This is a genomic window from Pseudomonas oryziphila (assembly GCF_003940825.1).
GTDB classification, from domain to species: Bacteria; Pseudomonadota; Gammaproteobacteria; order Pseudomonadales; family Pseudomonadaceae; genus Aquipseudomonas; species Aquipseudomonas sichuanensis.
The window spans coordinates 3,777,074-3,802,190 of record NZ_CP034338.1 but is presented as its reverse complement, the minus strand read 5'-3'; the positions used below and the strand labels follow the sequence as shown (position 1 = coordinate 3,802,190).

Sequence of the window (25,117 nt, the reverse complement as noted above, 5' to 3'; positions counted from 1 at the left end):
ACACCTCTGCTTTCCAGCCAAGCATGTTTGATCAAACCGAGTAGACCGAGTTGGAATTGATGACTGGTGCGGCCTGAAATCGTTAGACTACTGCGAGGATTCCAGCCCCGAGTACACACTGTATGCCTGCACGTACCTTGCCGTCGCTGCTGTCGCTTCCTGAATTGATCTCCGCGAGAAACAGTGGCACTGATGTTCACGGGGTAGGGTCTGAGGCCGAAGCTGATCGACTGTTGATCAGTGGCCGGTTCACTGAGGCGGCTGAGGCTTACCGAGCACTTGAGTTCGGCAATGTGAATCGGCAGGAGAAGCTCGCATACAGTCTGTACTGCGGTGGCCAGAGGGATTTTCACTCCGTTCTAGATGACGATGTTGGACTCGCTACACCTTGGGGGTTGGCTTTGCATCTGTGGGCTTATGATCGCGGCCGATTCCCCTACACGACTCCCAATGAAGAGTTGTCAGAGCGACTTGCAAAAATCCTGCAGTGCGCTGTGGATATGGATTCCTGGCCCAAGCTCCGTGAAGGACTGATAGCTGGCTGCTGGTACCAATCCCTTCAGCGTGGCTGTGAGACACCGGCAATGATCGCTATCCAGTCGTCGGCTTCTGCAGTGCTCAAAAATATGGGTTCAGTTCTTCACGAAACTCTTGAGCTGTGTAGCCGGATGTACTGCTACTACAGAGATCGATCAGAGCTTCAAGTTCGGGCCCTCCGGGACATGGTTTCGGCTGTCTCTGCTAACAACACACCAGTGCTGTCTGTGCTTTTTTCCGCAGCCATGATCGTCCGGGACACTCAGAAGGCCAAATCAGTACTAGCCGAATTGTGCCGCCGTTATAGGGACGATCAGGACCTTGAGCCAACAGTATCTGCAGTGATGGTTGAGTCAGGCGACCCTGATTTGCTGGATTGCCTACCCGAAGATCTCCTGGCCGTCAGCCAGGCTCGGCCTGATGTTCGCTTGGCTGTTGCGTTAAAAAGACAGGATCAGCAAGTGGTATATGCCCTCGCTGAGACCATGCCCGCGGACGGGCCTTCTGATAGCGTCCTATACCTCCCACGCATAGCAGAGCCCTTTTTCAATTTTCTACTGTCAGGGCGAACGTCCCACATCGGTGGCTGGGGAAGCTCTGCCCCTTGGGAGGCTGTCTTGGGTGAGCGCTTGGTAAAGGCCATGCCCGTAGGCGCGCTGCGAAACTCGTTCCTCCAAAAATGCAGAGATTTCTTGAGCCAGGAGGAGCTTACAGCTCATTCCCAGGACCTATGTGATTTGTTTGAAGCGTCCCTCTCCGACGACGATTTCTATTGGATTGAGAGGGCTGACTGCCATCACCTTGTGAACGTCCATTCGTTTGCTAAGTACCTGGTGAAAAGGGCTTCCGAAGAGAGTGACTACCCTCCCTTTGACAGCGAAGAGTGTGTTGTCCCGTGGGATCGATTTGTGCCCACGATCAGGGAAGAGCTTCTGTCGCTTGAACCCAAGGTCAAAGCCACCATTGAGTCAGTGTTCAAGGATTGGGGCATCCCTCTGAACCTACCTTTGGACCGGAGGTTAGCCGGTGAAGGCTTGCCGGTGGCTGTCAGCGGCCCACTTGCCGGCGTCGAGGGTGCGATCTCTGAGTTGAGCGGAAGTGATCTGGCTTACTTGCAGCTGGCGCTGCTGAAAGTCACGGCGAAGGTCGCGGAACGGATATCGCCCGCAGCCGCACATGAGGTCGCTGTCCGAGCCTATAACGACTTCCTACATCCTCGTTATCTTACTGAGCTTGGCGAGGAGCGTGTTCGAGCGTTGGCGAATCGTTACGGCGCAGCCCGCTTTCTGCAGGGCTTGGATGCGTTGATGAGAAGCCCCGAATTCAATCCTGAAACAGACCACGAGCTGCCGGCACTGTCGAAGATGCTCGTCAAGCTTCAAGGTTCTCTATCAGGAAGGCGAGCGTATCTTGCCGGCGTGCTGCGCAAGCGGCTCAAAAACTTGAAATCTCATTGGCTTGATCAGCAGGTTTCAGAAGCCATGAACCGTGGGATCGACATAGAGCAGATGATTGACTTGGCCAAAGGCGTTACCACATGGGATGACTGGGCTGACGGCCTCGCCCGCCTAGTACCGTACTGATTTGGTGATGGCTATCTAGCATCGATGCGAGAAAACTGAAAATACGCTTGGTTAGGTGAGGCGAAATTATCAAGGTTCGAGCGCGGTTCTCAGGGAGAGGCGCTCGGACCCTGACGTCGATTTTCAGGTAATGGCTAACTGCCTCGAATGGACAGCAATAGAACAATTGGATAAGGTCGGTTTATGCAGATTTTTGGAGGGCGCCGAGATTGTAATTCGCACTAAATTTTATCGCCCTTAGTGTCGCAAAGATCTCAGCCATAAGCCACTCGACAACTATTAAGGTTGGGTGGCCTTTTGAGGCAGGCTCGAAGTTTTTCTCGGATCTTCAAAGAGAAGATTTGTCGTGGAGGATGTGTTCACGCAGTAGTCACGGTTCTGTGTTCGATCGCTTTCGCAGCAACGCCATCTTTGAAATGAAAAAAGCTTGCTAATGCGAACAGTCCAAGCTGTCCAAATCCAAGGCACAATGTAGGTTTAGCGATCATGCCAAAGTAGACCAACAGGGACATGGCTACCAAAAAGAAACGTTTGGATGAGTACCAGGAGAAGTGTCGATCATCTACTGTGCGGTTTTTAATGGCGGCGCGGGATGTCCTTACCGCGACTTGACCAAATATAATGCATGATACCAGCGACCAGTCTGCAGCTAGGAATATATCTTTCCATGAGTAAGCGTATAGTTTTATCGCTACCAAAAAAACGAATGGAGTTACGATAAAAAGGTATTCAGAGCACAGCTCTGCTAGGATTGCTTTCTGCTCTTTAGAGTAAGGGTATTGTTTCATGTTGCAATCCCACGTTTCGATGGATGTCAATAATTTTCACAATTTTGGCATTTGATATATACGGTTTGCCTTGGCCAGGAGGTGGGGTGTAGAGCTGAAACGAAACTTCAGCTTCCATGACATCCTTCGGTCCGATGGCTCGAACCAAGCCATTTTGATAGTCATCAAGCCACTTTACATCAATAATGTTGGCGTTGTACCGGCTGCCTGTTGTAACACTTACCATCGACCAAGCGCCTTTGCCTATGTTCACTGGGGCGCGCACGTAAAGCCGATCTGTGCCGTTAAAGCTTGTTGTAATCCCAAGAAACATATTCTTTGGGTTAGCGTTGAAACGCCAGTGTGTGTTGATGGGGGTGACATTCTCTGTATCCGCCAGGGACGTTAGGACGGTTTCGTCCGGCAGAAGCTTCTTGTTGGCCTCAGAGAACTTCTGGAGGGCGAACGCGAGCTCTTTCCTGTCGATTTTAGGGTGGATCATCTGCGGGTTATCAGTTTTGGTCAGCTCGTTCTCAAGTACGGATGCGATTGCATCGACCTCGCCTTCAGTGGCCGTACTCTCAACTCCTGAGAGGGTATCAGCGAGTGTGAAGCCCGACTCAATGATTGCGGAGGACATCCACTCTTTGAGCCGACCAGGCACAGCTTTGATGAAGCTAGCAACTGAACCCGCCTCAACGCACTCGAGTTGTAGCGCGAAGTCTTCCGGATCTCCTAGCGCATTGACCAACACTTGGCCGAGTGCTTGGTAGGCCTCAATGTAGCCGCTCATCGCCTGGAAGACCTCTGCCGGACGCTGACGCTTTTCGGCGAAGTCGATTTTGATTTTCAGCGTTTCGGACATGCCAGACTGCTTCCTTGAGAATGGTTGGTGCTGCCAGCTAAGACGTACGAGTTACAGCTGGCATGAGTGGATAGTGCCAACCGGAAATCGCGGCGAGGGAAGATTCTACAGCCGATGATGGCAAAATGTCCTCAGCCGAGTTGCTCAATCGTTTTTCCATCTTAGTGGAACTAGCCTAGCGGAGGATTGGCGCTGAGCTGCCGGCGTGTTGAAGGGCCCGCCGCTTCTCGGTCAGGCTATCTTGAATCGAGCCTCGGCGTACTGCCTAAATCGGCCCTGGAACGCCTTTCTGCTTTCACATATTTGGCCATCCAGGCCTGCGCGCTTCGCTTGACGGCACAAGGGCCCTTAACGCTAATCATCATGCCGTTTCGGACACTTATTTCAAAGCGCGTAAGGAGCTCAATTCATCAACGTTAAAAAAGGATTGTTGGCAGGAGGCTCTCCTGAAATTGTTCTGGGGTCGCTTAACAAGTAGCCATTCAACGAGCTTGCGCTCCGAGGGCCTCTAACTGTGCATGTCCAAATGTTCTGGCCATTGGGCATCTTCAAATGTACATGCAGCTTCTCAAATTGACGTTGTATGCGCCGCCAGGCATCGCTCTTAGAGTCTGCGTCAGCGAAGCCTGGGTGCTCTGCTGCGTAGCGTTGAAAAATGCCAGGCGTGACCAGGAAAAAAGTATCTTCCACGGTATGGACCTTGGCCTTGCTGTCGTTGATCACCAAGCGATGATTGAGAACTCCTTTGCGCAGCCATTCGAGGAAGGCCAGCCCCTCAGCATCTTTGGGTGGTGTAGTGGCGGATTGCAGGCTTTCCGCGCTTGGTCCAGTTTCGACCTCGCTCGGTTCTTGCAACATGCCCATCAAATCGTCGAGATAGTCAAAATCCTGGTTCGGGTACTCGGGTACGGGTTGTTTTTCTTCCAGCGTTGGTTGCGGTCGATCCAAAGCTGACTCGCAGGTTTCACCGGCCGGCAGAGGATGTTCCATCATCGGATCAACCGTTCCTTGAAAGCAGTCTGGCCTCGGTTCACTGGCCCAGATCAGACTCGGCTGCAGGCGAAGGAAGGTGAAGCGATGCTGCCAGTCACCGTCTGTCACCGCGGCGTTCCAAATCGCTTTGCCTTCCGGCGTCGCCTCCACCAATCCATGAGACTGCAGTTCATCGAACAAGGCGATGTTGGAGGTGGGTACACCGTCCACGGCCTGAGCCAGCAGATGCGCGCGCAGCTTGTCGGTCGTGGTCTTGCTGACCAACCACAGGTGTTCATCGGTCAGCCAGCCGGCCGCGCCGGGCTGGTTGAGCTTGAACTCGTTCTTGACCAAGTGACGCAGCCCCGTCAGCAAGTGGTGCTGCAGGGAGTGCTTGGGCGCCTGCAAAGCCTTCGCAGGATTGCCACCGATGTTTTGCGCGGTGGAGACACGGTCAGCCTGCAGCACCAATTCCCCGAGGGTCCCAGCGTGCTCGTAGTGGTCGGCGAGCAGGAACAGCAATTGGCTCCACAATTCGGGGTAATCGCTGAGCCAGTCGAGCAAGGCGGGCGATAGGATCTGCGTGTATAGCAGCCCTGCCGCGGCGCCGTGCAGCTTGTAATCGCGGCCTGGGTGGTAGCGGAAACGGTAGGGATGGCTCAGCGGTCCGTGCCATGGGTGCCAGCGTTCGGCATTCCGATACTCGACCTGCAGGTCGACGGCGATTTTGCCGACATCATGGAGCAGAGCGCCATAGGCAATCGCAGCGCTCCAGGCATCGGCCTGAGCGGCTTGGTCTTCCGGTGCAGCACCGCTGGGAAGCAGATAGGATTGGCGTAGCTTCAAGCTGCAGGCCACGAGCTCCAAACCGTGATCGAGCATGCCCCCGGGATAGGCGTGATGATGGCTTTCGCTGGCCGGAAGTTGCTGTACGTAGCGGGCGTAGCGGCGGATGGGCTCGTGGTAGAGCCGATCAAACTGCGCTTCGGAGAGGGCCGTGTACTGCCAGATGCGTTCGAGCAGCTTTCTCCGGTGATCGGCGGCGAGTAGAGATTCGGCCGACTGGGGGAGCATGAAGCCCTCGGCGATGGGCGTGGGGGTGGGCTCTGCCGCCTCACCTTTTTGAAATGTTAGCCACCAGCGTTTCATCGCATGACCTGCTGTTCGTTCGGGAGGTCCTTTTGCCTTTTCGGATAAAGCTCTTACCCTTGCGCTCCCTTCCATTGCCGCCGTTACCCTTTACCGCCTTGGCCCTTTTCACGCGTGTGATAATTCGAAGCCAGGTCCATCGGGATCGGTAGCCCATCGGAATAGCGGACCCTTTGTTCAGGGCGTAGACTGCCCGGCATGATTGCTAGAGCAGGGGCGCGGATGACGTTGAGTGATGCGGTATTGATCGTGTTACTGGCCGATCGAATTCACGGCACGGATGCGGCTATCCGATCTGCGGCCAAGCGCTGTGCGAAAAAGCTACCGCGCAGCCAGCGCGATATTGTGTTCAAGATCGGGAACAGCGCAAACCCGAGGCAACTTGTGGCGCACCTGTGTCAGCACTTGTCTGATTGAGCGACCAGGCGAGGTCGTTTTAACCGGCGCATCGCAAGAGCGCGTGCGCTATACGTAAACTCTCGGCTAAATCCGCAGTCTCAGTTATTATCCCAGCACTTGTCCCACACCTAGGAACATCATTCATGTCCAAACTTGCCGAGTTCAAAGCACTGGAAGCGCAACTGGCCGCGCAGCTGCAACAGCTGGATGCCATGAAAAACGACTCCGGTTTGAAGCAGGAAATCGAGTTTGAACAGAAACTCAAAGCCTTGCTGGAAGAGTACGGCATGGGCCTGCGCCAGGTGATCAGCATTCTGGATCCGGCCAAGGGCCTGAGCGTTGCGACCGCAAGTGCGTCCAGCAGCAGCCAGCGCAAGCCTCGCGAGGTGAAACGCTACAAGCATCCGCAGAGCGGTGAGGTTGTGGAAACCAAGGGCGGTAACCACAAGATCCTCAAACAGTGGAAGCAGGAGCACGGCTCGGACACCGTCGAGAGCTGGCTGCAATAATCATTGGCTTCCTGACGGCGGCGGCTGCCGCGCAGCAGATACAACAAAGGCCCCGGATAGGGGCCTTTTTGCTGGGTGAGTGGAATCACGCGGTGAGACGTGCGGGTGTATCCGTGGCTTGATCAGACTGCAAGGCCAACAGGTACTCAGAGGCTTCCCGAGCCTGACCACTGGCGCGGAAAATGGCTCGTTTGTCTTCCTTGAGTATCTTCAGCCAGGACGCCAGGTATTCCTCGTGACGCAACTCACCTGTGGTACCGGTGTGTGCGCAGAGAAACGCGGCACCCATTTCTGCGACCAGCTCCTCGAAGGCATACGCCGTAGAACCGAATGCATGCCCGCCGGTAATACCTTCACGGTTCAGACGCGTACGGTGGCCCGACCAGTGCGTCAGCTCATGCAGAGCCGTTGCGTAGTAGCTGCCGACGTCTTCGAACTGCGCTTTCATAGGCAATTGGATCAGATCACGAATCGGCTGATAGAACGCGTCATCGCTGTAGCGATGCTCGATGCGCGCCCCGCTGACGACCAGCAGTTGCTCGGCCGGTTTATGATCGATGAAGGTCGCGGGCTCGGTGTGCTCAGCGGAGGCTGGCTCCTCATCAGGCAAGCCGTCGGTCTGTTCGACGTTGAACAGGCAGTGCGTGCGCAGGAGTGCGAACTGCACCAATTTGATGTTGCCCTGTTCATCGCGAACGACCTGGCCGTCCTCGTCATGCGCCTCCTTGCTCATCGGTTTGTACAGTACCGCGAGGGTGGATTGCTCGCCCTTGCGTATATGGGCGCCAGCCTTACGTGCCTGATTGAAGGTCAGCCAGCGATCCTGGGTGAATCCTCGCAGGCGGGCCTCAGCCCACAACAGTGGAACGTTGATACCGGCGTAGGGCCGCCGGGTAATGGCGTTGATGGGAAATGGGGAGTCAGCGCTCGTACCTGTGGTGGTCCAAGGTTTGATCCAGGGGATCACGCCCTGGCTCAGAGCACTGACGATCTTGTTGGTGACGTCCAGGTAGATATCGGACATGGCGTTCTCCGGTCGTGAAGGGGGAACGCTGCCCGGCCGGGAAGGGTTCCCGGTGGGGGTAGAGGGGACAGTGACGGTGCTGAGTGGGTCAGAGGGCGGCGATGTCTACCGCGCTCTCATCAGGCAGTCGGATGAGCAAAAAAGCCGGGCCGCTGCGCGGTATGACACGAGCTAGCTGAAGCTGCGGCAGATGGGCAATTTCTGAAGTGCCGTTGCTCAGCAGGTCGAGTTGCAGTTCTATGGGACGGTGCAGGGCAAGCGGTGCAGAGGTCAGCGCGCTATTGAGTAGTTCTGCCAAGCGCAGTGCGGACTGTCCAACCGGCTCCTCGCCTGTGGCAGGTTCAATGAACTGCCGCCAGACACCTGGGCTCAGCACAATGGCAGTGGAGAGGTGGTTCATCCTGGACATGGTGGCCTCCGGTTAGCAGATTCCGCGTCCCCTTTCTGAGGTTTGGTGTGGATTGGCCCGATCCGATCAACCCGCTGAGCAGGGAGCGTCCGTCCATTAAAACGCGCCTGAACGTGGGGTCAATCTCCGATCCTGACCTCTTTTGAACGGGTCTATCCAGGGCGTTCCAAGGAAGACTATCGGCCTTGAATTCCTGACCAGCGGGGGTCTCCACTCAGTTTGAACGTAGTGTGTAGTGCCTCCCGAAAGGCCCGTTAGGTGCCTCTCGGGAAGCGCGAAGTGCTCGCTTTTACGTTCAAGCTTTTCCCGCAGGATCAACCTCGGCGGCCAGGTACAGGTGGGTGGAGGTGGCCTCCACCACTAGCGATCCTGCAGTGCCGCGAAGGCTGGCGAGAACGGGATCATTGATGTCAAAGTACTCGGCAAAATCATCGCCGCCAAATTCATCGCAGGCGCGATTCCACCAGGCGTCGAAGTCGTCGACGGCAGGGTTGCAACCGGTGGCGTAGGCCACGCGTTTACGCCCACCTCCATCCGGCTTGCTTTCGCCAACCTCTGACATGAGGTAGACGCCGTGGTCTTTGACCAATATCACTCTGCAACCGTTGATACCGGCCTCTGCTAACACGGCGTGAAGTTCAGTACCTGTGAAACGCAGCATGATGAGATCCTCCAAAATGTGCGGAGGAATGCCACCCATGCGGGAGAATTCCCAGCACTGGAATGGATTGGGTTAGGTGCGTCGAAGACGCGGGCTCAGAGAGCTAAGGGGATTAGAAGGCGTTCATCACCGGGGAACGGCGACCATGCGAGCTGCCGAACGCGAATCGCATTTGGGGATAACCATCACGTACGTGACGTAGCCTCAAAGGTTACGGCTACCTGGGATGCTGGAAAACCAGCGATTGCACAATTGGTTTAACAAGCGAACCGACATAGCGTCAAGGGTGCTTTTCGTATGAGTTTCAGGCGCAGGTCCACTGAGCGCCACCGGCGATAATCGGCGACACCCAGGTGATCAACGGTCATGGAAATCAGCGACAGAGGAGTAAGCTAAGGCTTGGATCCAAATTAGCTGTAGCGGCTCAGTTTCGAGCGAAGTGACGGCTAGGGAGGTGATCAAATGTCGACTCTAGCTCCTGCCAGTTCCGGACGGACCGGCATCGGCAAGCTTTGCATACGCGCTGCGGTTGGAACTGGCCGGATGGCGAAACGAATCGAAAGTATGGTGCTGCACTCCAGTGCATTAGCTGCAGTGCCTTTCAAGTATCGACAATTAGGGTTGCAGATTTTCAAGTTGCTCCTTGTCCTCGCGGTTGCGTCAGTTGCGCTCTTCCTCGCGATTGGGATGCTTGTTCTCTGGACAATCGCGGCACTGCCTATAAGTGCATCAGATGATGAGCCTGATATCTTTGAAGTCAGTCACCCTCGTCATCGTTTCAAGTATCCTGAAATGTATGACGACCACGGGTCACTACGTTGATTTTTACTTGAGCTTTCGAAGGCCCCCGATGACTTGAGATGATCCTTTCCCGGCTTGAAGCTTGGCGCTCTCCGCGCCCTGAGTGAGTAAGCTTTGAACGTTACTACCAACGTTGTAACCAGCCCAGCTCATCGCGCCCAGGAAAAACATCGGCAGCACCACGAACATTGCGCCCATCACGTACTCGATCACCTGCCCGGTGACCGTCCCATCCATGAATCCTGCTGTCGGCAACGACAACAGTGCCTGGTCTGTGGCTGAGACCTGGTTGTATAGCGTTTCCAGCATGCTTGAATCGATCCAGCGCGCAAGCTCCCACCAGAACGTCAGCATATGTAGGGTGAACAGCGCAAACGTGATCGTCATGAGCGCCTTCAACTGGTAGGTGCTGATCAGCAGCACCAGTGGCAAGCTGATGATCGTGCCCATGATCAGGAAGGCCTGAACCATCGGCAAGGCTGTTCGCAGCGCATTCATGGCCGGGAAATTGCTGAATGAGCCTAGGGCCAGACCAGTGTTGGTGGCCAAATTGTTGAGCCCTTGTGTCAGCGAGCCGCCCCGTGCACTGCTGCCGTAGTCTTGGAATACCTGTCCAGGTGCCATGCTCAACGATTGCTGCCGTGGGCTCACCAATTCGCGCAGGGTGGCGTCTTCAATCTCAGTAGAAGTGCGCCCGGTCAGCCAGCCTCGCAGCTGCGACATTAGCGAGGGATCGACCTCGGCCACCAGGCGATCGCGCAGTCCGACTGTGGCATCACTCCACCACTGCTTGCAGGTGGGATAACCAGCGCCGTTGTCGAGCTGGGGCAGGGAGGTATCTCTCGTCTCGTCGTATGGCCAATCGAGCCTGGGCATTCGTGAGCGATCGGTATCGTAGTAGCCGGGTGTGTTGAGTAGGTAGGTCGAGCCAATCCAGGACGCGTCGTAGCTCTGGGATTCGTCCAAATCGGGCCGATTGGTAAACAGCCGTGAGCGCGAAAAGCCGTAGCAGTCTCGGGTGAAGTCGGCGACCTCCTGCAGCAGTACCTGGTCGTTGAACCGCGAGCTGTTGATCTCCATGCGCATCGCACGGATGTCAGGTGCGCAGGGGATCGACGCGGTCGCGGCGGCGGTGATGCCTTTGCTCATGGCATGCACCAGGAACCACCACACCGGGACATTCGCTGACTTCTCTCCAATGGTGTTGAAGGTTGTGCCCCAAGCCGTGTCCGCGGGCTTGGCCATGGACACGCCACACCGCTGACTCGCAGCGTCGTCAAAGCTCACGGAGGACAGGTTGAGCGGAAAGAACGGCATGCAGCCAAACAATATGACCACGTAGCTCATCCACAGCCGGTTCTCGACGCGCGGGATCGACAACAGCCCCTTGTTGCCCTCGTCGGCGCCTTGCTGACGGGCCGACAGCCATTCCTGCAGGATGATCGCGCCGAACGGAGCGGCGAACAGCCCGGTGTCCGCCAGCGTATTCCAGATGCCGTTATTGATGATCCAGGCCAGCAGCGAAAGGTAATACTCGAGGTAGCTGTTGGTGCTCATGTTCATGGTTGCACCTCACACGCGAGACAGTTCGACCAGGATGATCGAGCTGAAGCCGATCAATCCCAGGCGCTTCAGTCGTTGTTGATCTGCTGGCGTGGGCCGCCTGCGCAACGCTGCCGCCCAACCGGCAAAAATCAGGGTGTACAAAAGCGCGCGCCAGCACGCGAAGTAAGGCGCTGACGCTCGCGCTGGTTCGAGCCACTTCAGCTGGGTCACGGACAGGTGCAGCGCCATCCAAGCAATCAACAAAATGCCCAGCATGGCACCGAGCATCAGCAGTACACGCGCGAGCGTGAACCTCACCGATAATGAAGTCATGGCGTGCTCTTCTCCTGTTCGGCTCGGCGCAAACGGTTTGGCTCCGGATCACGCTGATCGATGCTACGCGAGGCGTCGGCACCGCCGGCGTGGCGATCGAGGACCAGGCTGGCGGTGTTGGTGGCCAGCGACTGGCGTACCTGTAGCTCGGTTTGCAGCAGGCGGATCTCGCGCTCCAGCGTTTCGACGTTGCTGTTGAGGGCGTTGGTGGCGGGCTGCGCCGAAGCCACGTTGGGCTCGTGACTTCCGGCGAACAGCGTGCGCTGCAGCAGCATCGCCTTGTAGATCACGCTCGACAGCGCGGTTTCGCTGGCCAGGCGCCGGGCGAGCAAGTTTTGGTCGGGGTCGTCGCGTAGCCCCTCAATGACACCGCGAGAGACCTGCAGCAACGGGCTGGAGACTTTGCCGAGGTTCTCCGGGGTGGGTTGCTCGGCGCCTGAGACCATGCGTTGCAAACCTTCCAGGTTTTCCGTGTAGGTTTCCTGGATCAACGGCGACAGGCCGGTACCGGCGGTTACCCGCAGCGTCTCGCAGTTGTCGCAAGTCTCCACCTCAGTTTCCCCGAGCACACGCGTCGCCCAATCGGAGGCCTCCTCGGGACTCGACCAGGCTTGGCAGATGGCGCCATTCTGGCAACTCGAACCCAGAGCTGAGGTGTCCTCGACCGCCCGGTTGTGCAGCAGGTTGTAGCCGGCTTTGACCACGTCCGACGTCACCCGGATGGGTTGCTGGCCGTTGCCACCGGCTTTCTGCCCGCCGACCCAACTGACGCCGTTGTTGCCGTTGTTCGATTCGGTGTCCTTCACCGCCGTCACGGCGTCACCGCCGGACTGCTCGAGGTTGTGTTGCATCTCCTGGTTCTGTGCCAGCGCGCCCCAGCCGGCCTGGTCGACCTTGTCGGCCATCTTCGCCGCCATTGCCTGGCAGGTGAGCTTGGATCGGTCGAAGTCGATCCGTCCCTGCAGAACACCATTGCTCAGCAGCTCATACAGCCCGGGATTGGCCCGCTGGATGATCATCGCCGGCAGCGACATCACCGCCTGTGTGGCGTTCTGAATGACGTTGCCCATGATCTGCTGGAAGCCCTGGGTGGCGCCATTGAGCTGGTTCTGCAGGGTGTTCGAGAGGTTCATGTTTCCGCACATCATGTTGGCGCGCCAAGACATGCCCACGCCAAGGCCATTGGGTCGGTAGAGCGAGGAGGGCGCTCCTGCCGCTGAACCGCCGCCGATGGTGTACATCACCCGGTCGTCTAGGACCGGTGCCTGGTCACCAAGGTGGTAGCCGTTCTCGGCGGCGTGGCCCACGGCATAGACGAGGAAGCACAGCAGACCGAGCGAGAGGGTCTTCATCATTGGCCTCCGTCAAAATCGATGCTGAACAGGAAGGTCTGGCCCATGCGCTGGCAGCAGCGGTATGGCCGCCACAGCGACCAGGCATAGGCGCCGTCGGCGCTCTGGATCGTTGGGCTGGGGAAGATGGCGCAGGTGCTTTGGATCACGGGCGTGAGCAATTGCCAGCGGTGGTTGTTGACGTTGTTCTCCATTACCGGCTGCGGCGGCCAGTAGCCGGGAGCAGGCATTGGCTGCAGCGGTAGGTAGACATGCGGCTGGCCAGCGCGGGTGATGAAGTCGCTGGCGCGCTGGGCCATTACGGCAGCCGCCTTGAAATCGTCGGGCTGCACCAGAAAACCGTGGCGTGGGTAGACGCTACCCCACATGTCGCCGAGTGCCTGGTTGCCGATCTCGCGCATGCCCGGAACCAGTGCTTGCGGGTAGACAGATTCGGGAATGGCCTGGCGCCACGCCAGCGGGTCGAGCGTGCTGAGGTAATAGGGTGCAAACGGCACGGCACCGCTTGGGCAGGCATAGCCAAACGTGTGCGCCAAGGCCGTCAGGGCAGCTCCGCCAGGGTGCCCGATGGCGTCGACATTCTTGAACCGTGGCAGGTTATCGCGCTGCGGCGAAGGCGTGATCAGGTTGCCACCCCCTTGTGACGCTGGCGTCGGTGTCGAAAGTGCCGACATCTCGCTCCAAGGGTTGGCGCCGGTGTCGGCGTAACTCGACACCACCAGCTCGGGAATGAAGTGACGGATCTTCGGGGAGGTGCGCACTGTGCAGCCGAACGGCGTGCAGAGCAGCCAGTAGCAGATACCGACGACCCGGTACTCCAGGCACTGCAGCGAAGTGACCGAAGCGATAATGGTCGGGGTGGTCAGTGCCAGGCACTGCTCGGTGGCGATGAGCAGAACCGCCGCAGTGAGCGCACGACTTCGGCCGGTCTTCTTGGGCTTCGGTGATCTGCAGGCGGTAGAGGCGGTCACGTTCATGGGCAACGCTCGGCAGGTGGTAGCGGTGTGCGTCCATGCGCCAAGTTTCAGCATCCCGGATCCGGCACTGGAGAGGGACGGACAAACCGAGCCCGGGGTGATCGGTTTCGTCTGGCGCCTGGTTCAGCAGCGTGAGGTGAGTAAAATAGCGAAAGAGTACAAATGTACTCTTATCGATGTTTGCTAAGCAGACGGGCCACGAACGGCTCAGGCTGTGTCGTTCATGACATGCCGCGCAGGCGATCGATCTCCGCTGCGACCTGCAGGGCGGCCTCCAGCTCAGACTGCTGGTGCTCCTCCATCAATCGCCAGCGCTGAGCTTTTTCCTCGGGCTCGGTCATGGCCAGGGCGAGGTACAGGCTCGGCGGCACTGCGCGGAACAGTGTCTCCAGGTTCTTCGACAGGACCACGCCCTCGGTATACTTGCCCGAGGCCTTGCTCGCGGAGAGCAGCAGCGCCTTCTGAGCCGGCGTGAGTTTCTTGAAGCGAGCGATTTCCTCGATTTCCGCCGGCGGCATGTTCAGGCAGATCCACCACTCGATCATGTTGAGCATGGTCTGTGCCGCGTCGGGAAAGTCGGCCAGGTTCTGTGTGGCCAGCCAGAACCAGGCGCCCAGCTTGCGCCACATCTTCGTGCCCTTGACCACAAAGGGGGCCAACAGCGGGTTCTTGGTAATGATGTGACCCTCGTCGGTGACCATGATGATCGGCCGACCCAGGTACTGATCGCGTTCGGCAAGGTTGTTCACCGTATTCATCAGGCTGATGTAGCTGATCGACATCTGCGCCTCGTAACCCTCACGCGCATAGGTGGCGAGGTCGACGATCGTCACATCGCTCTCTGGCCAGGGCGTGCCGGGCCGGTCAAACAGGGAGCCCTCAAAACCCTGGCAGAACAGGTCAATGGACTCGGCCATCTCCTGGGCGCGCTCCCGGCGTTTGTCAGGCAAATGGGCGTCGCTGGCGACCTGGCGCAGTGCATCGCGGACATGTCTCGTCAGCACCTGTTGCTCGGTCGCTGCGCAGTGCTGGGCGGCATCAAGGATGCACTCGCGGATCAGGCTGCGGTCTGCGCGGGTCAGGCGTGCCTCTTCCTTCGCTTCACCACCTGTGATCATCAACCGCGCGGTGATCTCCAATTCGCCCAGCACATCGCGCTGCTCATCACTGTCCGGCGCCGTTTCATCCAGGTCTTCGGTCGACAGGCTGGCCACCTGGTCCGGATGCTCGATCAGCCGGCGAGCATCGGCAAACGGCGCCAGGCTCAGGCCACTGCCGGGTTTAAGTTGCACCTTGTTGACGGACAAACCGAGCGTGGCGAAGTAGTCGCCCTGCAGGCCAAAGGAGTTGCCCGCTTCGACGATGAACAGCCGCGGCCGGTACACAGCCATGACCTGCATCAGGATCGAGACCAGGGTAGCTGACTTGCCAGCGCCGGTCGGCCCAAACAAGAGCAGGTGGCCATTCATGGAGCGGTCGAAGCGCGACAGCGGGTCAAATGACAGCGGTGCACCTCCACGGTTGAAAAAGGTGATGCCTGGATTGCTGGTGCCGACGCTGCGCCCCCAGAGTGGCAGCAGGTTGGCGACATGCTGGGCAAACAACAGCCGGGTGTACCAATTGCGCGTGTCGCGGAGCGGGTTGTAGACCATCGGCAGCCAGCGCAGGTAGCTGTTGCACGCAGCCACTTCATCGCCCTCGCGCACTGGCTGCAGGCCGGCGCCGAGCAGGACATTGGCGGCCTGTACCGAGCGCTGGCGCAGCTGCTGTTCATCCGCACCGCGCAGATACAACGCCAAGGTGCCGCGATACAGCTTGTGCTGGCGCCCAATCAACGCGCGCGCTTCCTCTACGTCCTGGCGGGTCTGGGTCGAGGCAAGGTTCTCGCCGATGGCTTTACGTGCCAGGCGGTTCAGCTGTTCCTCGAGCACATCCTGGGGCGTGATCACCAAGGTCAGGCTCATCACCGCCTGCTCGGGCAATTGATCGAACAAGGCGTTCAAGGCTTCGCCCTTTCGCGTCTCGCCGGTCAGTTGGCCGATATGCGGCGGCCTGCGCAGCTTGTCGACCACCATCACGGCGTGTGGCTGTTGATCGAAGTACCATAAGCCCTGTTCGCTAACGGAGCGTGGCTCCTGGAAGAACAGCCGCTCAGCAAAGTCGTGGTCGAATGGCAGCTGCAGCTCCTCGCCGTAGTCCGTCTCCGGATAGGGCACGCGTCGATAGAACGACGAGGGAGATTCGTCGGTGAGGGTTGGGGAAGGGTTGAACCAGGGGAGCAACCAGGCGTAGAAGTCGCGGCCGTTCAACCGTCGAGAGTTGACCCCGCAGGCCTGCAGCGAGGCCAGCAGGCGGTCGCAGGTGCGGCTCAGCAGCTGAGTCGGGCTCTGCCCGTCTTCGTCACTCTGGTCCCCGAGCCAGCGGTAGACCACCAGGCGAATCCGCCGATTGCTGCCGCGCCAGGGCAGGTGTGACACGACATGGTCGTCGAACAGCCCTCCCGGTTTAGCAATGGCGTCGAGGTGACGCTGCATCGAAGCGAGGAAGGCTTGGGTAAACGGTGTGCCGCGAGCCCTTGGCGCGATGTAGCGCTCCAGGCGTTCGAGGAACGGGGCAAAGTCACTATCGTCCTGGCAGAAGAACTGCACCACCCAGGGCGCCTGGTCCAGTTCGTCGAAGCTGTCCTGCAGCGCATCCTCCAGCGCGTCGCGGGCCGCCATCAACCACTCGGGCTCACGACCTTCGGTCCCGATTGGCTGCAACTCGAACACCGCGCCCACCGAGCGGTTGTCGTCGAGCAGAAAGCACTGCTCGTCCTCGAGGTATTCGACCCAAGGCAGGTGATCGGCAAAGCTGGGACTGTGTGCGTACTGGGTGGCCTCGTCGGCAAGCCTCGCGCGTCGGCGCTGTGCAGCGCGCCAGGGCTTCCAGCGTGGCGGGTCGCGACTTGCGTCATCGGCCATCACAGATCGTCCAGGCGTTCGCCGGGCAGCGCGTACTGGACCTTTTCGTATAGCGGAAACACGGTCGAGTAGCCTGGCACCGGGCTCTGCTGGGTACCCGCCAGGTGCGGGTACACGTACATGACCAGGTCCGGGTTGGGCAGGCGCGGGAACTGGGCGCGGATTTCGTTGGCAGCCGTTCGCGTGTAAGCGCTTTGGTTGCCTATCAGGCGCTCAGGGTCGAGCACCGGACGGCGCAGTTCGCCACGCGCTTCCTGCAATTGCTGCTGGGAACCGACGGAGCCACCGCCGTTCCAGATGTCCAGCATGGTTTGATCGCCGTGGGGTAGCATTTCCTCCTTGCTGGTGGAGCAGCCGCTCAGGTGCAGGGCGAGCAGTAGACTAATCCAGATCCAGTACCGAAACGGATGGGCTTTCATGGTTCACTCTCCGGCCTTTCGGCTCGTAGTCGATGCTGATCTCGTGATCCAGATGCAGCGCTACCTTCGCCCCGGGCGGCACGTAGATGGCGGCAAAAGCTTCGCCATAGAGCTTGTTGATCCACTCACGGATATCGCCAATGCCACCGCTGATGACTGAGTTCAGCGCACTGTTGCCGCTGTTCTGGGTCAAGCCCAGGCTGCCGCCGGCCGAGTTGATGAACGAGGTGTTGGTCTGCTCGCTGCCCAGGGCCGCAGCGAAGCCGGCACCGGCCGCGGTGATCAGGCTCTGGCTGCCTAGGTATTGCTGGGCGTTGGAGCGGCGCTCCCCGGAGATGCAGGGAATGCCGTAGGGATCGGAGATGTAGCCCAGCCCACCGCGGATCTTCTCGGTGTCCGAGGTCTGGGCGCTGCTGCGATTTCGGCTAACGACCTTCTGCGGCTGTGGCACCGTGCGGACGGTCCCGTCGCTGAAGACAAAGGTGATCGACTCGACTTGGCCGCGCACGCAGGACAACGTCCAGTCGCCGGCAGCGGTGCCGCTCATGACCGCGCCGACCACGTCCGGCAGGTCGATGCCGTTGGCGGTGAGGTTGTCCGGGCCCACCAGCACCTTGAACGGATAAGGGTCGTTCACGGTGCCGTCTACCGGTACCCGGCCAATCAGCGCGGTCATGGCGATCGAGCCCATCAGCGTCGAGTTTTCAGGGAGGGTGTAGACGGGCTTGGCGCCCTCGGCGCGGTCCTGGATGTTCTCCAGATCACGCTCACCTTTGGCGACGGCACGCAAACGGTCCTGGCCACGATCGATGGCGTTGTTGTCCAGGCCGTGCAGGTCTTTGAACGTCGACGTTAGCGATGACAGTGGTCCGTCAGCTTTGCTGGCGTCGCCCTGGCCGGCGCGCGCATTCGACGGCTCGATCCACTGCATCGCGTCAGCTGGCTGCTGAGCCCCCGAAAACTGTTGCTCGTCGCCGGGCTCAAGGCCAAAGCCCGCGGGCACATCTGACTTCGCGGCCGGCTTGTTGGTGAGTTGGTCCTTGAGCCGGGACAGCAGGCCTTGGGTTTCGCGGTGCTGCTGCTCGGCCTTTTGCCGGGCATCGTTGGCCTGCTGGCGCTGTTCGGTGACTTGCTGGGTGACGTTGCTTAAGGTGCTCTGGATGCGCGTGTCGATATTGCCTTCGCGCGAGCGCAGCCGGTTGTTCTCAGTCTGCAGCGCATCGTTGCCTTTCTTCAGCGTCTGCATCTCACTGCGCATCGCTTTGACCTGGCCGATCAGCGTCGCTACGGTGTCGCGTGGGGTGTCGCCCGCGATGCCCAGGGCCTTGGCCTGTTCCGCGCTGAGCGTGGTCTTGTCTGGATCATGAGCGGGCTGGCCGTCCGGAGCAGCCATCCAAGATTTGAAGATGATCAGCACGATGCCCATCAGGACCCCGGGTACCAACCACTTCAGCAGGCTGTTAGCTTTCATGATCGGCAGCCTCCGGTTTTGGCGGGGGCAGCAACATGGCGTGCTTCAGGTCGCTTCCGCGGGTGATGAGGTAGGCCACGGTGGTGTCTTCAGGCGTGCCGGCGAGGCCAAGGTCTGCGTGCTGGAACGTCGCGGCGTACAGCGTAGCCTGAAGGTGACGCGGGTCCAGCGTGACCTTGCTGGGGCCGCGGTTCACGATCTTCACCGCCGTTACCCAGTAATCGCCCAACCGCCACGCAGCAAGTGCCTTGATCGAAACCCGCTCGGTGGGCAGCAAGGTGCTGAACGCGATGGAGTCGGTCAGCGGCACGCGCCGTACACCCGGCAATGGCGCCACGGTACGCAGAGGCGCATAGAGGTTCTGCGCGGCATAGCGAGTCAGCACTACCGGTACTGGCGTCGCCGAAGGTGCTGCATCTTTCTTGTTCTCCGCGTCCGGCACCTGAACCTGGGCCACGATCTTGACCGGTTCCAGCGTCTCGCTGCCCTCGAGCGCCTCGATATCGATCAGGATGATGTCGCCCGTCTTTACCGACTGCAGCTGCAGCCGGGTAGGGGGGAGTGCTTCGGCGGCGCGCAGATACACCGTACCCGCGACGGACTGCACGCGAAGCTTGCTGGTAATCGCATTGGGCATCCCGACGCGAACGTCTTCATCGAGCATCAAGACACGCTCTTGGCCCACCGTGAGCGGAACGGCCAATGGCAGGCGGTCCCAGTATTTGACCTCGACGGCTCCGACCGCTGAGCACCAGACACTGGCCGTCACCAATATCAGGATCAAGACACGCATCATCACGCACCTCCCGGCAGCGTCAGCTTCTGCGGTGTGCCTTCGTAGCAGTCCAGCGCCAGGCCCCACTTGTTGCGTTCAGGGTCGACGTCGAAGCGCACCACCCGCAGCGGATAGCGCACTACCACGCGCTTCACCGGCTCGGCGGCGTAGTACTCGTCGGCATTGAGGTCGAGCTTGACCAGCCAGCTGTGCTTATCCAGCTGCTTCACCCGCAGGTCGGGGTCGTCGCTGTAGCCGCGGCCCAGCACCTCGTATACGCCGCGGACCCGGCCACGCAGTTCGCCGGCAGCCTTGCGGTATTCGAAATCACCGTCGAAGAACGTCTTGCAGGCTGGTGTCAGGTAGGGCTGCAGGGCAAAGATCGCGCGGTGGTAATCGACCTCACCGTCGGTGGGCCAGCGGTTGAGCTGGCCAAAGATGTATAGGGCGAAGGCGTAGATGTTTTCTGGCGGTACATCCCACCACTTTCGCGTGCTGCCTGAGCGCAGATCAGGCGGTACGTGAATGGTGAGCTCGGAGGGCGCGGCCTGCCAGCCGTACCACAGCCCGCAGCACAGCAGTGCCAGGATTGCCGCGGCGAGGCGCAGGCTGAAAATATGCGCCTGCTGCGCATCCACCTTGTTGCGGAAGCGGCTCATGGGTTGGGCCTCCTATGCCGGCGGGTCCGGCGCACGGTCCACGGCCCCGAATGCAGGATTAGTTGGTGCGAACCGATGCCCCAGTGCACCTCCAGGTGCCACTGCAGGCGCCGGTACAACCAGGTTTCCGGGCGGGCGCGCTTGGCCCGTCGCAGCAGCTTGCCGCCGCCCAGCAACACCAACGCCATGCACAAGAACATGCAGGTGGGGAGGGTGGCGATGGAGGCGGTAGCCACCGCCAGCGGCGCACCAAGGATCATGCCCAGCGCGGCACCCATGATCAGGGCGACCCACATCTCGTCGTTGGTGAGGCCGCGTAGGACCGCTGGATCACGGTTAAGGCGCTCCGGAAGGAAGGTCAGCGTGCCGTCAGGCAGGGTGGCAGAAGTGTCGGACATGATGACCTCACAGAATCGTCGCGGCTTTGGTGAGGAACCACAGGATCACCACCACCAGCAGCGCGCCGACGCCGACCACGGCGCCGAGGTCCTTCCAGGTTTTGCGCTGGTTCTGCACGTCGGCGTAGACCGTGAGCGAATGCCAGGCCACGCCGAGAAAGGCGAGGGTGGCGATCAGCAGGCCGAGCAGGATGCCGCCGTCGTAGGCGTAGTTTTTGATGGTATCGATCAGGCCCGAACCTTCCCCCCGAGAAGGTGCCTCCATGGTCGGCAAGTCGGCCCAGGCGAACGTCGAGCTCAGCAAAACCAGGCCGCCGAACAGGGCTTTTGAACAGGAATCCCGCAGCAGGATGAGCGGGCGGTGGCAATGGTGGGAGAGTTTCATGGCACGGTCTCCGGGTTACGACAGCATGAAAAACATCAGCACGATCAGCGCGAGTGTCAGACGTAGCGTGCTACCGCCGAGTGCACCGAACGTGACGTTGCCAGCGGCCCAACCGCGGTAGCCGGTCCACAGCGCCCAGGCGCACCAGAGCAACGCGAGCACCAACACCGATGAGCGCCAAAGCACGGAGCTAAGCTGCGGGGTAAAACCGGCCACGGCGGAGAACGCTCTGAGTTGGGCGTCAGTCATGCTCATGGGAAGGGCCCGAGTCAGGTGTTTCAGTCCGGTAATCACCGGTCAGCTCGACCAGATCGGCCGGCTGTGCGCGTGAGGGGGACAGGTATTTGCTGATCCCGTGCCGGACGCGCTCCAAGTCTGCCGTTAACCTGGGATAGTCGAAGCGATAACGAACTCGGTCAGCACCGGTAGCGCTGCTACGAGCTCGATCGGCCAACAGCTCGATGGCATCGATCTGCCGCTGCATCAAGCCAAAATCCGAATTTTCACGAATGTCTTGAGCGAAGGCGCCAAGTGGTACTGAGCATATGAGCAATAGGCAGGGAGGTCTCATGGCAAAATCCTTCTGGGGATCTGGTATTTACCTTGAGTTGGCAGACTGCTTTCAGACATGCGTTAAATGAAAAACGGTCCCTTCATTTTTAAATGTGATGATGGTGATAGGCGAGGCACAGGACTCGTCTAGGTGGTTGTATACGATGCAGGAGTGGCTAGAAGCGCCTTGCGCGGCAGCAGAGGTAGTGAGTATTTTACTCAATTGACATCAATTATCATTTGCGAATAACATCTCGCGCACAAATAGCTGGTCGGTTTTTATAAGGAAGTATGAGCGCCGATGGACAATCTTGATGAAGCGTTGTTTGCCCTCCTGCAAAGCGATGTCCAGGCGCAGCCAGACCCGCTCGTATCGCGCGCCCATGACGGTCCGCAGCTCCTTTCCTTCGCGCAGCAACGCCTGTGGTTCCTGCAGCGCATGGCGCCGCTTTCCACTGCCTACAACCTTGCCCGTGCCTTCCTGTTCAACGGCGAGCTGAACGTCCAGGCCCTGCGCCAGGCGTTCAGCGCCCTGGTCGAGCGGCATGGGGTGCTGCGCACGCGCTTCATCGAGGTCGATGGCGAGCCGCGCCAGGAGTTGCTGGCCGAGGCCGTGTTCGTCCTGCACGAGCGGGCCATGCCAGGTGTGGCTGAAGCCGAGCGGCGCGAACATCTGCAGGGCTTGCTGAGCATCGAGGATGGCATTGCCTTCGACTTGTCCCAGGCGCCGCTGCTCAAGGTCGAGCTGATCCGCTATGACGCCGCCTGTCACGGGCTGTTGCTGAAGATGCACCACATCGTCAGCGACGCCTGGTCCAACCCGATCCTCGTGGCCGACCTGGCCAGCGCCTATGCCCAGGCGCTGCGCGGCGACACCCCGCGCCTGCCGCCGCTGGCGGTGCAATACATCGATTACGCGCTGTGGCAGCGCGAGCGCCTGGGGGGCGCCGGGCCCCAGGCCGACCTTGACTACTGGAAACACTACCTGGGCAGCCAGGTACCGGTGCTCGAACTGCCCACCGATTTCCCTCGCCCCGCGCAGCAGGGCTTGCGCGGGCAGCGCCTGCGCTGGCAACTGCCAGAGGCGCAGGCCGAGCAGGTCCAGGCCTTCTGCCGCAGCAGCGGCAGCAGCGCCCTGGTGATCCTGCTGGCGGCCTGGCAACTGCTGCTGGCTCGCCATAGCGGCCAGCAGGCCTTCGCGGTGGGCGTGCCCCATGGCGGGCGCAACCGTGAAGAGCTCGACGAGCTGCTGGGCTTCTTCGTCAACACCCTGGTCTACCGCGTTGACCTGGGCCCGCGGTTGACCGGCCGCATGCTGTGCGAGCGGCTGCGCCAGGAGTCCCTCGACGCCCTGCAGCACGCCGAGATGCCGTTCGAGCTGCTGCTCGAACACCTCGACGTCGAGCGCGACGCCAGCCGTACCCCGGTGTTCCAGGCCATGTTCAACCTCAGCAGCGGCGCGGCGGTGAACTTCAGCTTGCCGGGGCTGCAGATCGAGCGTGTCCTGCCGGCGCAGGACAGCGCCAAGTTCGACCTGACCCTAGATGCCGCGGTACGCCCCGACGGCATCTTCTGTGAGCTGGAATACAGCCTGGAGCTGTTCGCCCCGGCGACCATCGAACGCCTCGCGGCCGGCTACAGCCTGCTGCTCGACGGCCTGATGAACCAGCCCGACACCCCGGTGTGGCAGTTGCCGCTGCTCGATCCGGCCCAGCGCACCCGCCAGCTCGACGGCTGGAACGCCAGCGAGCAGGCACTGGTACCGGGCGAGGACATGCTGGCGCTGTTCGAGCGCCAGGTCGCGGCCGCGCCGCAGCGCTGTGCGCTGATCTGCGGCGAGCAGACCCTGAGCTACGCCGACCTCGATGCCCGGGCCAACCGCCTGGCCCATTGGCTGGTGGCCAATGGGGTGGGTTGCGACGAGCGGGTGGGGATCTGCCTGGAGCGCGAGCCCGACCTGCTGGTGGCGCTGCTGGCAGTGCACAAGGCCGGTGGCGCCTACCTGCCGATCGACCCCGGCCAACCGGCCGCGCGCAACAGCGACATCATTGGCCAGGCCCGTCCTCGGCTGGTGCTGACCCGGGCGAACCTGCGGCAGGTGGTGGGCAGCACGGCCCGGGTGGTACTGCTGGAAACCCTGGACAGCGAGCTTGCACGGCTGCCCCAGAGCGGCCTCGGGCTGCCGGTACACCCTCGGCAACTGGCCTACACCCTGTATACCTCCGGCTCCACCGGGCGCCCCAAGGGCGTCGACATCGAGCGCGAGGCGTTCGTCAACTTCCTCCATGGCATCCAGGCCCATGTGCAACTGAGCGCCGCCGACCGGCTACTGGCGGTGACCACCCTGGGCTTCGACATCGCCGGGCTGGAGCTGTTCCTGCCGCTGGTGCATGGCGCTGCCGTGGTGCTGGCCAGCCGCGCGGATAGCCTCGACCCGGGCGCATTGCTCGGCTTGATGCAGCGCCACGGCATCAGTGTCATGCAGGCCACGCCAGCCACCTGGCAGATGCTGGTCGAGCACGACTCGCCGGCCTGGGCCGGGCTGCGCCTGCTGTGCGGCGGCGAAGCGCTCAAGGCCGAGCTGGCCGAGCGCCTGCTGGCCCGCCAGGTACGCCTGCTGAACGTCTATGGCCCGACCGAGACCACTGTGTGGTCGGCGGTACAGGCCGTCGAAGCCGTCACCCGCGCGATCCTGCCCATCGGCCGACCGCTGGCCAACAACCGCTTGTATGTGCTCGACGACTACCTCGAGCCGCAGCCGGTGGGTGTGGCGGGCGACCTGTACATCGGTGGCGCCGGCGTGGCCCGTGGCTACGCCGACCGTCCGCAGCTTACCGCCGCCGCCTTCGTGCCCAACCCCTTCGTCCAGCCGTTGGCGCCGGGGTGCGGGGCCGGCAGCCGCCTGTACCGCACCGGCGACCGGGCGTGCCTGCGCGAAGATGGCAGCCTGGAGTTTCTCGGGCGCAGCGACTTCCAGGTCAAGCTGCGCGGTTTCCGAATCGAACTGGGTGAGATCGAAAGCGCGCTGGTGGCCCTGCCGGGTGTCTCCCAGGCGGTGGTCACCCTGTGCCGGGCGCCGGCAGGCCAGGAACTGCTGGTGGCCTATCTGTGCCACGGCGCGGGCGCGTTCGACAGCGCCTGGGCGCAGCAGCAGCTGCGCGAGCGCCTGCCGGCCTACATGGTGCCGAGCGCGTTCGTGATCCTGGGCAGCCTGCCCCTGAATGCCAATGGCAAGGTTGACCGCAAGGCCTTGCCCGAGCCCGAGTGGGAGGGTGCCGGCGAAGCTGATGACGAAGCCTTGGCCGGTCCATGGCAGGAAGGCCTGGCGCATATCTGGCGCGAGGTGCTCGGTATCTGGCCCATCGCCCCGCGCGCCGAGCTGTTCCGCCTGGGGGCGCAGTCCCTGCAACTGGTGAGGATCCAGGCGCGCATCCGCCAGCACTTCGCCTGTGAGGTCGCCCTGGCCCAGTTGTTCGCCAATCCGGTGCTGGCCGACATGGCCACGGTGATCGAGCAGGCCTGCGCCACGCCGGTCGTCGATGAGCTGGCCGAGATCGAAAAGCTGCTGCTCGCCTTCGAGTGAACCATTTGGGCCATTGCACAGGCCACCCC

At 60.6% G+C, this 25,117-nt stretch carries 24 protein-coding genes; 5 read left to right on the top strand and 19 right to left on the bottom strand.

Translation table 11 applies throughout. From position 1 onward, the window contains the following. The first annotated feature begins 122 nt into the window (after positions 1-122). On the top strand, positions 123-2,120 hold the full coding sequence (locus tag EJA05_RS17840; protein ID WP_125859260.1) for a hypothetical protein: 1,998 nt from the start codon (positions 123-125) through the stop codon (positions 2,118-2,120). Positions 2,121-2,479: 359 nt separating this feature from the next. Here EJA05_RS17840 and EJA05_RS17835 read toward each other — a convergent pair whose 3' ends face one another. From EJA05_RS17835 to mobH, 3 genes are all read right to left on the bottom strand, one after another. After that, positions 2,480-2,908, bottom strand: a complete 429-nt coding sequence (locus tag EJA05_RS17835) for a hypothetical protein (RefSeq protein WP_125859259.1) — start codon at positions 2,906-2,908, stop codon at positions 2,480-2,482. Next, complete coding sequence (locus EJA05_RS17830) at positions 2,886-3,752, bottom strand: hypothetical protein (protein WP_125859258.1); 867 nt, start codon at positions 3,750-3,752, stop codon at positions 2,886-2,888. Before EJA05_RS17830 ends, EJA05_RS17835 begins: the two co-directional genes overlap by 23 nt. Before the next feature lie 402 nt (positions 3,753-4,154). Then, complete coding sequence (mobH, locus tag EJA05_RS17825; RefSeq protein ID WP_125859257.1) at positions 4,155-5,873, bottom strand: MobH family relaxase; 1,719 nt, start codon at positions 5,871-5,873, stop codon at positions 4,155-4,157. 222 nt (positions 5,874-6,095) lie between these two features. On the opposite strand from mobH, the gene EJA05_RS28485 reads away from it, so the two are divergent. Both EJA05_RS28485 and EJA05_RS17815 read left to right on the top strand, forming a co-directional pair. Beyond that, positions 6,096-6,290, top strand: coding sequence for a DUF7740 domain-containing protein (locus tag EJA05_RS28485; RefSeq protein ID WP_089230088.1), 195 nt, complete (start codon positions 6,096-6,098; stop codon positions 6,288-6,290). Positions 6,291-6,415: 125 nt separating this feature from the next. Further along, on the top strand, positions 6,416-6,781 hold the full coding sequence (locus EJA05_RS17815) for a histone-like nucleoid-structuring protein, MvaT/MvaU family (RefSeq protein WP_125859256.1): 366 nt from the start codon (positions 6,416-6,418) through the stop codon (positions 6,779-6,781). A gap of 85 nt (positions 6,782-6,866) precedes the next feature. Here EJA05_RS17815 and EJA05_RS17810 read toward each other — a convergent pair whose 3' ends face one another. The 3 genes from EJA05_RS17810 to EJA05_RS17800 all read right to left on the bottom strand — a co-directional run bounded on the left by EJA05_RS17810 (position 6,867) and on the right by EJA05_RS17800 (position 8,875). Then, the gene (locus EJA05_RS17810; protein WP_125859255.1) at positions 6,867-7,805 is read right to left on the bottom strand and encodes an ArdC family protein; all 939 of its coding nucleotides are present in this window, start codon (positions 7,803-7,805) and stop codon (positions 6,867-6,869) included. Positions 7,806-7,893: 88 nt separating this feature from the next. Next, on the bottom strand, positions 7,894-8,214 hold the full coding sequence (locus EJA05_RS17805; protein ID WP_223811855.1) for a hypothetical protein: 321 nt from the start codon (positions 8,212-8,214) through the stop codon (positions 7,894-7,896). A gap of 295 nt (positions 8,215-8,509) precedes the next feature. After that, entirely contained in the window at positions 8,510-8,875 is a 366-nt protein-coding gene (locus EJA05_RS17800; RefSeq protein WP_125859254.1) for a DUF3085 domain-containing protein, read from the bottom strand. Between the two features lie 462 nt (positions 8,876-9,337). On the opposite strand from EJA05_RS17800, the gene EJA05_RS17795 reads away from it, so the two are divergent. Further along, complete coding sequence (locus tag EJA05_RS17795) at positions 9,338-9,697, top strand: hypothetical protein (protein ID WP_125859253.1); 360 nt, start codon at positions 9,338-9,340, stop codon at positions 9,695-9,697. Between the two features lie 3 nt (positions 9,698-9,700). On the opposite strand, the gene EJA05_RS17790 is transcribed toward EJA05_RS17795, so the two are convergent. The 13 genes from EJA05_RS17790 to EJA05_RS17725 form a co-directional block, all read right to left on the bottom strand. Then, positions 9,701-11,239, bottom strand: a complete 1,539-nt coding sequence (locus EJA05_RS17790; protein ID WP_125859252.1) for a conjugal transfer protein TraG N-terminal domain-containing protein — start codon at positions 11,237-11,239, stop codon at positions 9,701-9,703. Positions 11,240-11,248: 9 nt separating this feature from the next. Further along, a complete protein-coding gene (locus EJA05_RS17785) occupies positions 11,249-11,554 on the bottom strand; it encodes a hypothetical protein (RefSeq protein WP_125859251.1) in 306 nt (101 codons plus the stop codon). Beyond that, complete coding sequence (locus tag EJA05_RS17780; RefSeq protein WP_125861349.1) at positions 11,551-12,906, bottom strand: integrating conjugative element protein; 1,356 nt, start codon at positions 12,904-12,906, stop codon at positions 11,551-11,553. The genes EJA05_RS17785 and EJA05_RS17780 overlap by 4 nt, the downstream gene beginning before the upstream one ends. Then, positions 12,906-13,883 (bottom strand): TIGR03756 family integrating conjugative element protein, encoded by a 978-nt coding sequence (locus tag EJA05_RS17775; RefSeq protein ID WP_125859250.1) that lies wholly within the window; start codon positions 13,881-13,883, stop codon positions 12,906-12,908. The genes EJA05_RS17780 and EJA05_RS17775 overlap by 1 nt, the downstream gene beginning before the upstream one ends. A 221-nt stretch (positions 13,884-14,104) precedes the next feature. Continuing rightward, positions 14,105-16,846, bottom strand: coding sequence for a conjugative transfer ATPase (locus tag EJA05_RS17765; RefSeq protein ID WP_125859248.1), 2,742 nt, complete (start codon positions 16,844-16,846; stop codon positions 14,105-14,107). Next, positions 16,846-17,265 (bottom strand): TIGR03751 family conjugal transfer lipoprotein, encoded by a 420-nt coding sequence (locus tag EJA05_RS17760; protein WP_125859247.1) that lies wholly within the window; start codon positions 17,263-17,265, stop codon positions 16,846-16,848. Before EJA05_RS17760 ends, EJA05_RS17765 begins: the two co-directional genes overlap by 1 nt. Continuing rightward, complete coding sequence (locus EJA05_RS17755) at positions 17,228-18,736, bottom strand: TIGR03752 family integrating conjugative element protein (protein ID WP_125859246.1); 1,509 nt, start codon at positions 18,734-18,736, stop codon at positions 17,228-17,230. The genes EJA05_RS17760 and EJA05_RS17755 overlap by 38 nt, the downstream gene beginning before the upstream one ends. Next, entirely contained in the window at positions 18,726-19,532 is an 807-nt protein-coding gene (locus EJA05_RS17750; RefSeq protein WP_125859245.1) for a TIGR03749 family integrating conjugative element protein, read from the bottom strand. Before EJA05_RS17750 ends, EJA05_RS17755 begins: the two co-directional genes overlap by 11 nt. After that, positions 19,532-20,170, bottom strand: coding sequence for a PFL_4703 family integrating conjugative element protein (locus EJA05_RS17745; RefSeq protein ID WP_125859244.1), 639 nt, complete (start codon positions 20,168-20,170; stop codon positions 19,532-19,534). The genes EJA05_RS17750 and EJA05_RS17745 overlap by 1 nt, the downstream gene beginning before the upstream one ends. Next, entirely contained in the window at positions 20,167-20,568 is a 402-nt protein-coding gene (locus EJA05_RS17740; protein WP_125859243.1) for a TIGR03750 family conjugal transfer protein, read from the bottom strand. The genes EJA05_RS17745 and EJA05_RS17740 overlap by 4 nt, the downstream gene beginning before the upstream one ends. Before the next feature lie 7 nt (positions 20,569-20,575). Beyond that, entirely contained in the window at positions 20,576-20,953 is a 378-nt protein-coding gene (locus tag EJA05_RS17735; RefSeq protein ID WP_125859242.1) for a TIGR03745 family integrating conjugative element membrane protein, read from the bottom strand. A gap of 15 nt (positions 20,954-20,968) precedes the next feature. Further along, entirely contained in the window at positions 20,969-21,208 is a 240-nt protein-coding gene (locus tag EJA05_RS17730) for a TIGR03758 family integrating conjugative element protein (protein WP_125859241.1), read from the bottom strand. Beyond that, positions 21,195-21,524, bottom strand: coding sequence for an integrative conjugative element protein, RAQPRD family (locus EJA05_RS17725; protein WP_125859240.1), 330 nt, complete (start codon positions 21,522-21,524; stop codon positions 21,195-21,197). The genes EJA05_RS17730 and EJA05_RS17725 overlap by 14 nt, the downstream gene beginning before the upstream one ends. A 282-nt stretch (positions 21,525-21,806) precedes the next feature. On the opposite strand from EJA05_RS17725, the gene EJA05_RS17720 reads away from it, so the two are divergent. Continuing rightward, the gene (locus tag EJA05_RS17720; protein ID WP_125859239.1) at positions 21,807-25,088 is read left to right on the top strand and encodes a non-ribosomal peptide synthetase; all 3,282 of its coding nucleotides are present in this window, start codon (positions 21,807-21,809) and stop codon (positions 25,086-25,088) included. Positions 25,089-25,117 lie beyond the last annotated feature (29 nt).

What these genes read in the sequence shown, in the direction of transcription:
- EJA05_RS17840 (WP_125859260.1), top strand. Translation starts at nt 123, where the DNA reads ATGCCTGCACGTACCTTGCCGTCGCTGCTGTCGCTTCCTGAATTGATC.
- EJA05_RS17835 (WP_125859259.1), bottom strand. Translation starts at nt 2,908, where the DNA reads ATGAAACAATACCCTTACTCTAAAGAGCAGAAAGCAATCCTAGCAGAG.
- EJA05_RS17830 (WP_125859258.1), bottom strand. Translation starts at nt 3,752, where the DNA reads ATGTCCGAAACGCTGAAAATCAAAATCGACTTCGCCGAAAAGCGTCAG.
- mobH (WP_125859257.1), bottom strand. Translation starts at nt 5,873, where the DNA reads ATGAAACGCTGGTGGCTAACATTTCAAAAAGGTGAGGCGGCAGAGCCC.
- EJA05_RS28485 (WP_089230088.1), top strand. Translation starts at nt 6,096, where the DNA reads ATGACGTTGAGTGATGCGGTATTGATCGTGTTACTGGCCGATCGAATT.
- EJA05_RS17815 (WP_125859256.1), top strand. Translation starts at nt 6,416, where the DNA reads ATGTCCAAACTTGCCGAGTTCAAAGCACTGGAAGCGCAACTGGCCGCG.
- EJA05_RS17810 (WP_125859255.1), bottom strand. Translation starts at nt 7,805, where the DNA reads ATGTCCGATATCTACCTGGACGTCACCAACAAGATCGTCAGTGCTCTG.
- EJA05_RS17805 (WP_223811855.1), bottom strand. Translation starts at nt 8,214, where the DNA reads ATGTCCAGGATGAACCACCTCTCCACTGCCATTGTGCTGAGCCCAGGT.
- EJA05_RS17800 (WP_125859254.1), bottom strand. Translation starts at nt 8,875, where the DNA reads ATGCTGCGTTTCACAGGTACTGAACTTCACGCCGTGTTAGCAGAGGCC.
- EJA05_RS17795 (WP_125859253.1), top strand. Translation starts at nt 9,338, where the DNA reads ATGTCGACTCTAGCTCCTGCCAGTTCCGGACGGACCGGCATCGGCAAG.
- EJA05_RS17790 (WP_125859252.1), bottom strand. Translation starts at nt 11,239, where the DNA reads ATGAACATGAGCACCAACAGCTACCTCGAGTATTACCTTTCGCTGCTG.
- EJA05_RS17785 (WP_125859251.1), bottom strand. Translation starts at nt 11,554, where the DNA reads ATGACTTCATTATCGGTGAGGTTCACGCTCGCGCGTGTACTGCTGATG.
- EJA05_RS17780 (WP_125861349.1), bottom strand. Translation starts at nt 12,906, where the DNA reads ATGAAGACCCTCTCGCTCGGTCTGCTGTGCTTCCTCGTCTATGCCGTG.
- EJA05_RS17775 (WP_125859250.1), bottom strand. Translation starts at nt 13,883, where the DNA reads ATGAACGTGACCGCCTCTACCGCCTGCAGATCACCGAAGCCCAAGAAG.
- EJA05_RS17765 (WP_125859248.1), bottom strand. Translation starts at nt 16,846, where the DNA reads ATGGCCGATGACGCAAGTCGCGACCCGCCACGCTGGAAGCCCTGGCGC.
- EJA05_RS17760 (WP_125859247.1), bottom strand. Translation starts at nt 17,265, where the DNA reads ATGAAAGCCCATCCGTTTCGGTACTGGATCTGGATTAGTCTACTGCTC.
- EJA05_RS17755 (WP_125859246.1), bottom strand. Translation starts at nt 18,736, where the DNA reads ATGAAAGCTAACAGCCTGCTGAAGTGGTTGGTACCCGGGGTCCTGATG.
- EJA05_RS17750 (WP_125859245.1), bottom strand. Translation starts at nt 19,532, where the DNA reads ATGATGCGTGTCTTGATCCTGATATTGGTGACGGCCAGTGTCTGGTGC.
- EJA05_RS17745 (WP_125859244.1), bottom strand. Translation starts at nt 20,170, where the DNA reads ATGAGCCGCTTCCGCAACAAGGTGGATGCGCAGCAGGCGCATATTTTC.
- EJA05_RS17740 (WP_125859243.1), bottom strand. Translation starts at nt 20,568, where the DNA reads ATGTCCGACACTTCTGCCACCCTGCCTGACGGCACGCTGACCTTCCTT.
- EJA05_RS17735 (WP_125859242.1), bottom strand. Translation starts at nt 20,953, where the DNA reads ATGAAACTCTCCCACCATTGCCACCGCCCGCTCATCCTGCTGCGGGAT.
- EJA05_RS17730 (WP_125859241.1), bottom strand. Translation starts at nt 21,208, where the DNA reads ATGAGCATGACTGACGCCCAACTCAGAGCGTTCTCCGCCGTGGCCGGT.
- EJA05_RS17725 (WP_125859240.1), bottom strand. Translation starts at nt 21,524, where the DNA reads ATGAGACCTCCCTGCCTATTGCTCATATGCTCAGTACCACTTGGCGCC.
- EJA05_RS17720 (WP_125859239.1), top strand. Translation starts at nt 21,807, where the DNA reads ATGGACAATCTTGATGAAGCGTTGTTTGCCCTCCTGCAAAGCGATGTC.